Origin of the sequence: Serratia sp. root2 (genome assembly GCF_031931805.1) — a bacterium.
Taxonomy (GTDB): Bacteria; Pseudomonadota; Gammaproteobacteria; order Enterobacterales; family Enterobacteriaceae; genus Serratia; species Serratia inhibens.
This window is the reverse complement of sequence record NZ_JAUJXB010000004.1, coordinates 189615-202120: the sequence shown is the minus strand read 5'-3', so window position 1 is coordinate 202120 and position 12506 is coordinate 189615. Positions and strand designations below refer to the sequence as shown.

General features: G+C 56.4%; 15 protein-coding genes and 1 other RNA gene. 12 read left to right on the top strand and 4 right to left on the bottom strand.

What is annotated here, in order from left to right; all coding sequences use genetic code 11:
* Window positions 1–17: 17 nt before the first annotated feature.
* On the bottom strand, window positions 18–1430 hold the full coding sequence (gene uxaC, locus QZQ97_RS18805) for a glucuronate isomerase (protein ID WP_311994677.1): 1413 nt from the start codon (window positions 1428–1430) through the stop codon (window positions 18–20).
* Window positions 1431–1815: 385 nt separating this feature from the next.
* On the opposite strand from uxaC, the gene QZQ97_RS18800 reads away from it, so the two are divergent.
* The 11 genes from QZQ97_RS18800 to QZQ97_RS18750 all read left to right on the top strand — a co-directional run bounded on the left by QZQ97_RS18800 (window position 1816) and on the right by QZQ97_RS18750 (window position 9322).
* The gene (locus QZQ97_RS18800) at window positions 1816–3114 is read left to right on the top strand and encodes an MFS transporter (protein ID WP_311994676.1); all 1299 of its coding nucleotides are present in this window, start codon (window positions 1816–1818) and stop codon (window positions 3112–3114) included.
* A 111-nt stretch (window positions 3115–3225) separates the two neighbouring features.
* Complete coding sequence (gene exuR, locus QZQ97_RS18795) at window positions 3226–4002, top strand: transcriptional regulator ExuR (protein WP_311994675.1); 777 nt, start codon at window positions 3226–3228, stop codon at window positions 4000–4002.
* 186 nt (window positions 4003–4188) lie between these two features.
* The gene (locus tag QZQ97_RS18790; RefSeq protein ID WP_311994674.1) at window positions 4189–4635 is read left to right on the top strand and encodes a hypothetical protein; all 447 of its coding nucleotides are present in this window, start codon (window positions 4189–4191) and stop codon (window positions 4633–4635) included.
* A 140-nt stretch (window positions 4636–4775) separates the two neighbouring features.
* Window positions 4776–5456, top strand: coding sequence for a DedA family protein (locus tag QZQ97_RS18785; protein ID WP_004948426.1), 681 nt, complete (start codon window positions 4776–4778; stop codon window positions 5454–5456).
* Window positions 5456–5827 (top strand): EnvZ/OmpR regulon moderator MzrA, encoded by a 372-nt coding sequence (gene mzrA, locus QZQ97_RS18780; RefSeq protein WP_006320501.1) that lies wholly within the window; start codon window positions 5456–5458, stop codon window positions 5825–5827. The genes QZQ97_RS18785 and mzrA overlap by 1 nt, the downstream gene beginning before the upstream one ends.
* Before the next feature lie 212 nt (window positions 5828–6039).
* A complete protein-coding gene (locus QZQ97_RS18775) occupies window positions 6040–6411 on the top strand; it encodes a DUF1090 domain-containing protein (RefSeq protein ID WP_311994673.1) in 372 nt (123 codons plus the stop codon).
* A 164-nt stretch (window positions 6412–6575) separates the two neighbouring features.
* Entirely contained in the window at window positions 6576–6881 is a 306-nt protein-coding gene (locus QZQ97_RS18770; RefSeq protein ID WP_004948431.1) for a DUF883 family protein, read from the top strand.
* A 2-nt stretch (window positions 6882–6883) separates the two neighbouring features.
* Window positions 6884–7285, top strand: a complete 402-nt coding sequence (locus QZQ97_RS18765; RefSeq protein ID WP_311994672.1) for a phage holin family protein — start codon at window positions 6884–6886, stop codon at window positions 7283–7285.
* Window positions 7282–7569, top strand: a complete 288-nt coding sequence (locus QZQ97_RS18760; RefSeq protein WP_311994671.1) for a YqjK-like family protein — start codon at window positions 7282–7284, stop codon at window positions 7567–7569. The genes QZQ97_RS18765 and QZQ97_RS18760 overlap by 4 nt, the downstream gene beginning before the upstream one ends.
* Window positions 7570–7866: 297 nt before the next feature.
* Window positions 7867–8262, top strand: a complete 396-nt coding sequence (locus QZQ97_RS18755; RefSeq protein WP_311994793.1) for a DoxX family protein — start codon at window positions 7867–7869, stop codon at window positions 8260–8262.
* Between the two features lie 73 nt (window positions 8263–8335).
* Complete coding sequence (locus QZQ97_RS18750) at window positions 8336–9322, top strand: glutathione S-transferase family protein (protein WP_311994670.1); 987 nt, start codon at window positions 8336–8338, stop codon at window positions 9320–9322.
* 97 nt (window positions 9323–9419) lie between these two features.
* Here the strand turns inward: QZQ97_RS18750 and QZQ97_RS18745 are convergent, their stop codons facing one another.
* Entirely contained in the window at window positions 9420–10325 is a 906-nt protein-coding gene (locus QZQ97_RS18745; protein ID WP_065506632.1) for a LysR family transcriptional regulator, read from the bottom strand.
* A 107-nt stretch (window positions 10326–10432) separates the two neighbouring features.
* Between QZQ97_RS18745 and QZQ97_RS18740 the strand changes: the two genes are divergently transcribed.
* Window positions 10433–11134 carry a pirin family protein gene (locus tag QZQ97_RS18740; RefSeq protein WP_065506633.1) on the top strand — a complete coding sequence of 234 codons (702 nt, stop codon included), beginning with the start codon at window positions 10433–10435 and terminating at the stop codon, window positions 11132–11134.
* Window positions 11135–11218: 84 nt separating this feature from the next.
* Here QZQ97_RS18740 and rnpB read toward each other — a convergent pair.
* Together rnpB and rsmI are read right to left on the bottom strand one after the other, a co-directional pair.
* Window positions 11219–11597, bottom strand: an RNA gene (gene rnpB, locus QZQ97_RS18735) — RNase P RNA component class A.
* 41 nt (window positions 11598–11638) lie between these two features.
* Entirely contained in the window at window positions 11639–12502 is an 864-nt protein-coding gene (rsmI, locus tag QZQ97_RS18730; protein ID WP_065506634.1) for a 16S rRNA (cytidine(1402)-2'-O)-methyltransferase, read from the bottom strand.
* Window positions 12503–12506: the final 4 nt, after the last annotated feature.

Here is a 12506-nt window from a genome sequence, read left to right as displayed (position 1 = left end):
CCAACCTCGGGCAGCGGCTACGCCAGTTCAATGGCGAAATAATTTTTGGCATTGTCGAAACAGATGTTTTTCACCATCTCGCCAAGCAGAGCGATATCTGCCGGCGCTTCGCCCTCTTCCACCCAGCGCCCCATCATCTGGCAGAGAATGCGGCGGAAATATTCATGGCGGGTATACGACAAGAAGCTGCGGCTGTCGGTCAACATGCCGACAAAACGGCTCAGCAGGCCAAGCTGTGCCAACTGCGTCATCTGACGTTGCATGCCGTCTTTCTGATCGTTGAACCACCAGCCTGAACCGAACTGCATTTTGCCTGGCGTGCCTTCCCCCTGAAAATTACCCACCATGGTGCCGATCACTTCGTTGTCGCGCGGGTTGAGGCAATACAGGATGGTTTTCGGTAATCCTCCCTGCCGGGACTGTGCATCCAGCAAGCGGGAAAGCGGCTCTGCCAGCGGCCGGTCGTTAATGGAGTCGAAGCCGATATCCGGGCCAACGCTTGCCAGCATCCGGCTGTTGTTATTGCGCAATGCGCCTATATGATACTGCTGTACCCATTCACGACGTTGATATTCAGCGGCCAGGAACAGCAGCACCGCGCTTTTGAACTGGGCGCTCTGCTCCGGCCCAGGCAGCTTGCCGCTCAGGCGTTGGGCCAGAATGGCGTCCAACTCGGCTTCGTTAGCTTCGCCATACACCACCACGTCCAGCGCATGGTCAGCCACTTTGCAGCCGTGGGCGGCAAAGTGATCCATACGTTTTTTCAGCGCGTCGCACAGCGAGGTGAAGCGGCCGATATTGATATCCGCTGCCGCTTCCAGCTTTTTCAGGTAATCGTTAAATCCCGGCGCATCGATATTGAACGCCTTATCCGGCCGCCAGCTTGGCAGCACCTTGATGTCGAAACTGTCATCGGCGGCGATCGCTTTATGGTGGCGCAGATCGTCGATCGGATCGTCAGTGGTGCCGACCATTTTCACCTTCATCTGCTGCATGATGCCGCGCGCCCTGAAATCGTCTTGCGCCAACAGCGCGTTACCGCGATGCCAGATATCGTCCGCCGTCGTCGGTGAAAGCAGCGTGCCGGTGATGCCGAACGGACGGCGCAGTTCGAGATGGGTCCAGTGATACAGCGGATTACCGATGGTATGGGGCACGGTGGCAGCCCAGGCGTCAAACTTCTCGCGGTCGCCGGCATCGCCGGTGCACAGACGTTCGGCCACGCCGTTGGTGCGCATAGCCCGCCACTTGTAGTGGTCACCCTTTAACCAGATGTCATATAAGTTCTTGAAGCGGGTATTCTCGGCGATCTGTTCCGGCGGTAAATGACAGTGGTAGTCAAAGATCGGCTGATCCGCCGCATAGTCATGATACAAACGCCGGGCAAATTCGCTGCCCAACAAGAAATCTTCATTTAAAAACGTCGCCATATCAGGCTCCTCACCTTGCTGGCCGTTCGGCACAATGTTCAACATGACAAAGTTATCACACCAATTATACGGGGCGTCCAGCAAAATATTCCCCCATTAGGCGGGCTATTTCTCTCGATAAAGGGCATAAAATGCACAATACCACGGCGAAATACGGCCTGAATCACGCGATTACGGGCAAAATCGTATTGCCAAATTGAATCTCGGCTTTTGTGATATCACTCAACTTTTAAATCTGTATGACAAGTTATTGTCTCGCCACCCCGTCGCTGGTACGTCGGGAATGCGACGGTGATGGAAGGGCCGGTGCAGAGCAACGAAAAGGAATCACACCCTACACGCCGCCACCTCGGCCGCGCATATTCAAGACTGGGAGATATTTCGGATGCGTAAAATTAAAGGGTTACGCTGGTACATGATTGGACTGGTAACCATCGGCACCGTGCTGGGTTACCTGACCCGCAACGCCATTGCCGTGGCGGCACCGACGCTGGAAGGCACCTTACATATCACCACGCAGCAGTATTCTTACATCGTCGCCGCTTATTCCGCCTGCTACACCCTGATGCAACCGGTGGCGGGATACGTGCTGGACGTCTTGGGCACCAAGGTGGGCTACGCCATGTTCGCCATCCTGTGGGCGCTGTTTTGCATGGCTACCGCGCTGGCTAACAGTTGGGGCGGGCTGGCGCTGGCGCGCGGCGCCGTGGGCATGGCCGAAGCGGCAATGATCCCCGCCGGCCTGAAGGCCAGCAGCGAGTGGTTCCCGGCCAAAGAACGCTCCATTGCCGTGGGGTACTTCAATGTGGGTTCGTCGATAGGCGGGATGATCGCCCCGCCGCTGGTGGTCTGGGCCATCGTCGCCCACAGCTGGGAAATGGCGTTTATCATTACCGGCGTATTGAGCCTGATCTGGGCCATCTGCTGGCTGATCTTCTACAAACACCCGAAAGATCAGAAAAAACTCAGCCTGGAAGAACGGGATTACATCCTTGAAGGTCAGGAAGCGCAGCACCAAACCAGCAACGCCAAGAAAATGTCCGCCTGGCAGATCGTACGCAACCGCCAGTTCTGGGGCATCGCGCTGCCGCGTTTTCTGGCAGAGCCAGCCTGGGGTACTTTTAATGCCTGGATCCCGTTATTCATGTTCAAAGCCTATGGTTTTAACCTGAAAGAGATCGCCATGTTCGCCTGGATGCCGATGCTGTTCGCCGATCTCGGTTGCATCGTTGGCGGGTATCTGCCGCCGTTTTTCCAAAAACACTTCAAGGTGAATTTGATCGTTTCACGCAAGCTGGTGGTCACGATGGGCGCGGTGCTGATGATTGGTCCCGGCATGATTGGCCTGTTCGCCAGCCCCTATGCCGCCATCGCGCTGCTGTGCGTCGGTGGCTTTGCTCACCAGGCGCTGTCAGGCGCGCTTATCACCCTGTCTTCGGACGTATTTGGCCGTAACGAGGTTGCGACCGCCAACGGCCTTACCGGCATGGCAGCCTGGACCGCCAGCACCCTGTTTGCGCTGGTGGTCGGCGCATTGGCGGATACTCTGGGCTTCAGCCCGCTGTTCGCCGCGCTGTCGGTATTCGATATTCTCGGTGCCATCGTTATCTGGACCGTCCTGCAAAACAGGCCGGCCTTGCCGGCGACGGCAGACCCCCTGCAGCCGGCCTCGGCGCGCAGTTAACCCACCGCCCGGCCACGCGCCGGGCGCCCCTGCGGCCACTGGCAGCCCTGCCGAATAAGTGGTATAACAAATCTGACAGCCACGCCCCTTCTGACCCTAAGAGCATTCATTATGGAATTCACCGAAACCAGACGCCTGTATCAGCAACTGGCCGCCGAGCTTAAGCAGCGCATTGAAAGTGGCCGCTATCCGGTGGGCGATAAGCTGCCGGCCGAGCGCTATATTGCTGAAGAGATGAACGTCAGCCGCACCGTGGTGCGCGAAGCCATCATCATGCTGGAAGTGGAAGGCTACGTTGACGTGCGCAAGGGGTCCGGGATCCACGTGATGTCCAACCAGCAAAAACATCTGGTGGTACCGGGCGACAGCATTGAATTCTCCACCGCCGGGCCGTTCGAACTGCTGCAGGCACGCCAGTTGATTGAAAGCAATATCGCCGAATTCGCTGCTACCCAGGTCACCAAGCAAGATATTGTCCAGTTGATGGAAATCCAGGAGCATGCACGCAAGGAAGATCGCTTCCGCGATTCGCAATGGGATCTGAAATTCCACGTGCAGGTGGCGCTGGCTACGCAAAATACCGCGATGGCCACCATCGTGGAAAAAATGTGGAGCCAGCGGGTGAATAATCCTTACTGGATCAAACTGCACGAGCATATCGACGAGCGATCTATCGCCAGTTGGTGTGACGACCACGATCAGATCCTCAAGGCGTTGATACGTAAAGACCCTTACGCCGCCAAACTGGCGATGTGGCAGCACCTGGAAAACACCAAGCAAATGCTGTTCAACGCCACCAGCGACGATTTCGAATATAACGCCGACCGCTATCTGTTCGCCGAAAACCCGGTGGTGCATCTGGACGGCGTGACCACCGAAAACAAATAGCGCACGCGGTCAAAAACCGTTGGGTTATGTCAGGTAATGTAAAATCCGCTGAATCGATGCCTGAACCGCCGATTGCCGTGTAGTATTTCACCGGTGGCAACGTAGATTTCCCTGTTGCCAATCGTGCTATTTTGGTAAAGTTAGGCCACTTTTTTTACCCTTTGCTGCGGGGCGGAACGCGAATACATGCGCTGGTTGTTTGCCATGCTTATTGCTCTTTTTTGCTGGACCGGCTCGGTCTCCGGCCAAAAACTATGCGCGGCGTCCTCCAAAGCAACCCCCACGGCACTGAGCAGCCTGCCATCGCTCGATAACCCGGCGCTGTCCCCTTATGACCAGGTTTATCGGTCTCCGGCAGAGTTACGGCGCAAAGCGCCCGGCAAATTACCGCTGCTGTTGCCGCGTGTGCATTCTTACCCCGGTTCGCTGCCAGCCTCCACCCAATTGCAGCCGGTCTATGCGTTGGCCGCTGAACTGGGCCATAACGCCAGATTTCCGCGTCAGCATTTATCTGTGCCCAACCGGCTTGTCCAGGCCAACTGGATGCTGCATACCCCGCAGCAGCAAAACAGACTCGGCGGCTGGAAAGAAAGTAATATGCTTTATCGTGGCACGCTGACTTACCACTCATGACCGGTGTCGCACCGACGAGAACTCACTAAAAAGCAACGCCGTTTCATCGTTATCAGCAGCCAGGATCGCCCGCGCGCTTTCAGCCCACTCCTGATCCGCCGCTGAGATAAAGACAAACAATGACGTTTTAGGAACACCGGATGGACATCATTAAAGAACTGTTACATGCCCTATGGCAGCAGGATTTTGAGACGCTGGCGAACCCTTCGCTGGTCTGGACGCTCTACGTCCTGCTGTTTCTGATTTTATTTCTGGAAAACGGCCTGCTGCCGGCCGCGTTTTTACCCGGCGACAGTCTGCTGATCCTGGTGGGCGTATTGATCGCCAAAGGCACCATGAATTTCCCTCTCACCATCCTGATCCTGACCGTCGCCGCCAGCCTGGGGTGCTGGGTCAGTTACATACAGGGCAAATGGCTGGGCAATACGCGAACGGTGCAAGGCTGGCTGTCGCATCTGCCGGCGCACTATCACCAGCGCGCGCACCAACTGTTCCACCGCCACGGGCTTTCCGCTCTGCTGGTCGGTCGTTTTCTGGCGTTTGTCCGCACCCTGCTGCCTACCATTGCCGGCCTCTCCGGCCTGAGTAATGCCCGCTTCCAATTCTTTAACTGGATGAGCGGCCTGCTGTGGGTAGTCATCCTGACATCACTGGGCTTTGCTTTGGGCAAAACCCCGGTGTTCCGCAAATATGAAGACCAACTGATGTTCTGCCTGATGCTGTTGCCGCTGGTGCTGCTGGTAGTTGGATTGGTGGGATCGCTGATCGTGCTGTGGCGCAAGAAACGCGCCGACAGCCAGAATCAGGGGAAAGGGGCGTGATGGCAAAGCGCCCGCGCTGGCAGTATGTTTTGCTGATTGCACTCGCCTTGTTGGCGCTGGCGACGCTGCTGGTTCCCTGTATGGTGCGCACCGAAAGCGAGCTACGCATCCGCGCCGGTCAGCAAGGCCTTTCGCTGCCCGACGGCTTTTTTGTCTATCAGCGGCTGGATGAGCGCGGTATTCGCATCAAAAGCATCACCCCCGAAGGTGATGGCCTGGTGATCCGCCTGGATTCACCGGAGCAGCAGTTGTTGGCGCGCGAAGCGCTGCAAACGATTTTACCGCCGGGTTACATCATCGCTCTGAGCGAATCCCCTGTTCCGACCCATTGGGTGCGTGAATTTGCACGCGCCCCACTCAATCTGGGATAATACCCCTTCGAATGAAGGGTTTTCCTTTCGTTTTTACGCCCCGTTCAATTAATCATCAATCACCATCGAACTGCGGCTGATTCTTTGGGGGTCTGCGCAATTCACGGCTATGCTGAAAGCTGGCTGCGTAGACTCCTGTCGCACTGCTTTTGCAAGCAGTCAGGAAAAGCGGATGTGTTCCAATGCATCCCAGTTAACAAGGAACCGATAGCATGAAATTACGCCACTCACTCTTACTGGCCCTCCCGTTATGTGCATTGCCGGCCCTGTCGTTTGCCGCCGAAGGCGGTTGTGCGGCCAAAGCCCAAAACATTCAACAGCAGATTGATTATGCCACCCAACATGGCAATCATAACCGTATAGCCGGGTTGAAAAAGGCGCTGAGCGAAGTACAGGCGAACTGTACGGAAGCTGGCCTGCAGGCCGATCGCCAGAAAAAAATCGAAGAGAAACGACATAAAGTCGCTGAACGTCAGCAAGAGCTGAAAGAAGCTCAGCAGACCGGCAACCTGGATAAAGTCGCCAAGAAGCAGAAAAAGCTGACGGAAGCACAGGCCGAGCTTGAGCAGGCCCAAGCGGAATAATTTTTTTACACCAGCGGATTTATCGCTGAGAGCCGCATCACACGGGATTTTTACTGCATATGGAATGGGTGTCTAGTGATATCAGCTACCTATTCACCCTTTGCTCCGGCGAAAAAATCCGCTATGTTGAAAGTCTGTCGAAGTTAACGTTAAGGAATAATCACATGGCACATGATTCAAATGCAGAAAACTTACGCGCTGAACTTAAATCCTTAGCCGATACGCTGGAAGAAGTGTTGAACTCTTCCACCGATAAACCAAAAGCCGAGCTGGAAAAGCTGCGATCCAAAGCCGAAAGCGCCTTGAAAGATACCCGCGTTCGCCTGAGCGACGCCGGGGACAAAATTGCTTCCCAGACCAAGCAAATCGCCGGTCAGGCGGATGATTACGTACGTGATAATCCGTGGACAGGTATCGGTATCGGCGCTGCGGTTGGCGTGGTGCTGGGCGTTCTGTTAGCGCGCCGCTAATTATGGCAGAACAACCACAAGTTCGTGCGCAGGGCCCCGCCAAAGGGGTCCTGGATGTCGCCCAGCGCATCATCACCATTCTGGTGAGTATGGTGGAAACCCGGGTGCGCCTGGCGGTTGTCGAGCTGGAAGAGGAGAAAGCCAATCTCATTCAGTTGCTGATCATGGCCGGCATGACCCTGCTGTTCACCGCATTCGGCCTGATGAGCCTGCTGATTCTGATTTTCTGGGCCATTGACCCTATCTACCGCCTGATGGCGTTAGGTGCCACCACGGGCGTACTGCTGTTCCTGGCCATTTTCGGCGCCATCTGGACGCTGGTCAAAGCACGCCGTTCCACCCTGTTGGGCGCTACGCGCAAACAGTTGGAGATCGACCGTTCTGAGCTGGAGGGCGAAAAATGAATCGCCGTCGCTACCTGGAATGGAGAAAAGAGAAACTGATTCGGCAGATCCAGCAACAACGGCTGGATCTGGCCGAAAACAAAACCCTGTGGCTGGAAAAAACCGAACGCATCGATCGCGGCTGGCAAACCCTTTTCGGCCTGCGCAAATACCTGGTTGTCGGTTCCAGCGTGATGGCGCTTTACGGCATCCGCCACCCAAGCAAACTGATTCGCTGGTCACGCCGCGCTTTTGGCGTCTTTGGTACTATCCGATTGATCCAGAAAACCTTTTCTTCCAAGTAAATCCCCCTGCTTTATTCAACTACTTCCGTAGTTACGCCCGCTTTTTCACAGAAACTCATTCTTTCTGCGGATAAAGACTGGGCAACTTTTTGATTCCCCATCATTTGTTAGCAGGCTACAAATTCAGTTTTTTTGAAAAAATACGACAGTTTTACTTGCTAACAACTGAATCGCTTCCCGATTAACATTCACTCCATCAAACGCATAACGGGCAGGACAGGGTCACAGACCCGACATACCGCCCGCTGACATGGTAAATGCCAAGACTGGCGAACTAAAATCACTTTGGAGTAGATGATGAAAAAATTAGAAGATGCAGGTTTGCTGGTTGCTCGTATTCTGATGCCAATCCTGTTTATCGTGGCAGGTTACGGCAAAATGGGTGATGCCTATGCCGGCACCCAGCAGTACATGCAATCGATGGGCGTACCTGGCTTCTTGCTGCCGCTGACCATCTTGCTGGAGTTTGGTGGCGGCCTGGCGATTTTGTTCGGTTTCCTGACCCGTACCGTGGCGCTGTTCACTGCCGGTTTTACCCTTTTGACCGCGTTACTGTTCCATACTAACTTTGCGGACGGCGTAAACCAGCTGATGTTCATGAAGAACCTGACCATCGCCGGTGGCTTCATCGTACTGGCCATTGCCGGCCCGGGCGGTTTCAGCATCGACCGTATTCTGAACAAAAAGTGGTAAGCTTCTAATACTGACTCAGGGGTCCGGCATGCCGGACCCTTCTGCTTTTCACTCGGACACCAAGGAGATCATCATGGGACAACTCGTCGATGGCGTTTGGCAAGACATCTGGTATGACACATCGTCCACCGGAGGCCGTTTCAAACGCTCAACCTCCCAGTTCCGCAACTGGGTGACCGCAGACGGCCAACCGGGCGAACACGGCACCGGCGGTTTTAAAGCGGAGAAAGATCGTTATCACCTGTATGTTTCGCTCGCCTGCCCCTGGGCGCACCGCACTTTGCTGATGCGCAAGCTGAAAGGGTTGGAGCAGATCATCCCGGTTTCCGTGGTACACCCGCTGATGCTGGAAAGCGGCTGGACCTTCGGCCAGGACTTTCCTGAAACTACCGGCGACAGCCTCTATCACTCGGACTTTCTCTATCAGCTTTACCTGCGCGCCGATGAACACTATACCGGTCGCGTAACGGTGCCGGTACTGTGGGACAAACAGCAGCAGACTATCGTCAGCAATGAATCCGCCGATATCATCCGCATGTTCAACAGTGCATTTGACGGTGCCGGCGCTCGCGCAGGGGATTATTATCCCAACGACCTGCGCGGCAAAATCGATGAGCTGAACGGCTGGATTTATGATCAGGTGAATAACGGCGTGTACAAGGCCGGTTTCGCCACCAGCCAGGAAGCCTATGACGAAGCGGTGAATGCGTTGTTTGACGCGTTGGCGCGGTTGGAGCAGATCCTGGGCCAACACCGTTATCTGACCGGCGATCGCCTGACCGAGGCCGACTTGCGCCTGTGGACCACGTTGGTGCGCTTCGATCCGGTGTATGTCACCCATTTTAAATGCGATAAACACCGTATCAGCGATTATCTCAACCTGTACGGATTCCTGCGCGACATCTACCAGATGCCGGGCATCGCCGAAACGGTTAGCCTGCCGCACATCCGCAACCATTATTACCGTAGCCACGCCACTATCAATCCGCACGGCATTATTTCCATCGGGCCGGTGCAGGATCTGGACGAGCCGCACGGCCGCGACAACCGTTTCGGTTAGCCCGTTTTTCTCTTTCTTAGCGGAGGGGAAAACAGTTAACGGCCCGCCGTGCTTGCACGCGCGGGCCGTTGGCGATCAATGGCAGAACACGGCCCGGTTACTGCCGTTCCTGCTGAGCGAAGAGCCGTGGGATTTCGCGCAGGAACCAGGCTTTCGCCTCCCCCATGCTGTCGCGCCGCCAGGCCATGATGATATCGGCCTCACGGCTGTATTCCGGGCCCACCACCCTCAGTCGCCCTTCTTCAATGTCTTTTTCCACCAGCGGATAAGGCATGGTCGCCACGCCCAGGCCGGCCAGCAGCGCCAGACGCTTGTCGCCAATGGTGCTGACCGTCAGGCGTTGCTGCTTGTCCAACAGCTGTACGGTCAATACCGGCCGCTCGCGGGCGGTATCCGCCACCGCAATGCCGCGGTACTTTACGCGCGTCAGTTCGGACAAGGGTTCCGGCTCCAGATGAATGGGGTGATCCGGTGCTGCGACATACACGCTCATCACTTTGTACAGTTTACGGGTGTTGATTTCCGACGAGGCGCGGAAATGCATGTCCGGCGCGATAACGATATCGGCGCGCCCTTGTTCCAGCCGCTCCCAGGCACCGGCCAGCACTTCGGTGAAGATCGATACCTGGGTATTGGCCTTCAGCGCCAGCTTGTCGACCAGCGGAAACAGTTTGCTCGCCGGCGACAGCGCTTCACTGACGATGGTCAGATGGGTTTCCCAACCGCGCGCCAGCGCTTCGGCATCCGTGGTCAGCTTGTCCGCCGCCTCCAGCAGCACTCGTCCGCGTTCCAGCAACATGCGCCCGACGTTGGTGAACTTGGTACGGTGGCCGGAGCGATCGAACAGCACCACGTCCAATTCTTCTTCCAATTTTTGCATGGTGTAGCTGAGCGCCGAGGGCACCCGCCCCAGCTCATCGGCTGCCGCAGCAAAGCTGCCACGTCGGTCGATCGCATCCATAACCCTTAACGCTTCAAGCGTTAACGCCCGATCTCTGGCCATCGAATCTCTCTGTCAGGAAATTTGAATATGCCGACCAGATTAACTGGCTAACAATCCGGCGTCCAGATGCTTACCATTTGGATAATGAATTTAGAGAGCCGATTGCCATGATTACATGCAGAACAGCACAACAATGCGGGCAAGCTGACTTTGGTTGGCTGCAGGCTCGCTACACCTTTTCTTTTGGACATTACTTCGATCCCAAGCTGATGGGCTACGCCTCGTTGCGGGTGCTGAATCAGGAGGTGCTGGCGCCGGGTGCATCATTCCAACCACGCACCTATCCCAGCGTGGATATCCTGAATCTGATCTTGCAGGGGGAAGCCGAATACCGCGACAACGACGGCAATACCGTGCGCGCCAAGACCGGTGAAGCCTTGTTGTTGGCCACGCAGCCCGGGCTGAGCTACAGCGAACAAAACGTCAGCAGCGATACGCCGCTGACCCGTCTGCAACTGTGGTTGGACGCCTGCCCGGAGCGCAACAACGAACGAGTGCAGCGCCTGACCCTGCCGGATAACGGTTCGACATTGCTGGCGTCGCCGGACGGTGCGCAAGGCAGCCTGCAACTGCGACAGCAGGTATGGATCCATCATTTGGATTTACAGCCGGGCGAACAGCAGACGTTTGCGCTGAACGGGCAGCGGGCTTACCTGCAGTCGATCCACGGCACCATTGAAGCCAATGGCGACCGTAACGAAGGCCAACGGTTGACCTGTGGCGACGGGGCGTTTATCCATGAAGAGAACCGCCTGACGATCCGCGCCGAAACGCCGCTGCGCGCGCTGCTGATTGATTTACCGGTGTGAATCAAGCGGGCACGGCATGCCGACCCCATTGAGTACAAATTGAAAAAACCCCGCGTAACTTGCGTCACGCGGGGTTTCCTTTATAGAGGGAGTTGACCGGTAAGCCGGGTTCTGTCGTGGACAGTCATTCCTCTAGGCCAGCAATCGCTCACTGGCTCAAGCAGCCTACCCGGGTTCAGTACGGGCCGTACCATGTGAACCCCTATTTGGCCTTGCTCCGGGTGGAGTTTACCGTGCCACGAACTGTTGCCAGCCGCGCGGTGCGCTCTTACCGCACCCTTTCACCCTTACCTGATCCCGCTTGCGCGGGCCATCGGCGGTTTGCTCTCTGTTGCACTAGTCGTAGGCTTGCGCCTCCCAGGCGTTACCTGGCACCCTGCCCTATGGAGCCCGGACTTTCCTCCCCTCCACCTGTCTCCCCCGAAAGGGACGGCAGTGAAGCGGCGACTGTCTGGTCAACTCCGGCGCGGATAGTAGCGTTGCGCTCACGGCAGGTCAACCGCTTTACTGTTCTTGTTGCTCTAACGCGTATTTATATAACGCATTTTTCTTCACGCCGTGGATTTCCGCCGCCAGCGCCGCCGCCTTTTTCAGCGGCAATTCTTTTTGCAACAGCGCCAGCGTGCGCAACGCTTCCAGCGGCAATGCGTCATCCTGCGCCTTATGGCCTTCGACGATCAGCACCATTTCACCGCGGCGGCGCACTTCGTCTTCCTGCACCCAGGCCAACAGTTCCCCCACCGGCGCCCCCGTGATGGACTCCCAGGTTTTGGTCAGCTCACGCGCCAGCACCACATAGCGCTGCGGCCCCCACACGGTGACCATGTCCTGCAAACTTTCCAGCAACCGGTGGGTCGATTCGTAGAAAATCAACGTGCGCGGTTCCTCTGCCAGCGCCATCAGCGTATCCTTACGCCCCTTGGTTTTCGCCGGCAGGAACCCTTCGTAACAGAAGCGGTCTGAAGCAACACCGGCGGCACACAGTGCGGTGGTTGCCGCACACGCGCCCGGCAACGGTACCACGCGAATGCCGGCTTCGCGGCAACGGCGTACCAGGTGATAACCGGGATCGTTGATCAACGGCGTGCCGGCATCGGAAACCAGCGCAATGCTCTGGCCTTCCTGCAGTTTCGCCAGCAGTTGGTCCGCCTTTTGTTGTTCGTTATGGTCATGCAGCGCAAACAGCCGCGCGCTAATCGCAAAGTGTTGCAACAGCAGCCCGGTGTGGCGCGTGTCCTCGGCCGCAATCAGATCAACGCTTTTCAGTACCTCTAACGCGCGGTGGGTAATATCCCCCAAATTGCCGATGGGGGTGGGCACCACATACAGCGTTGATGCAGAAATGACTGATTGTTGGTGTTGATTCATTGTT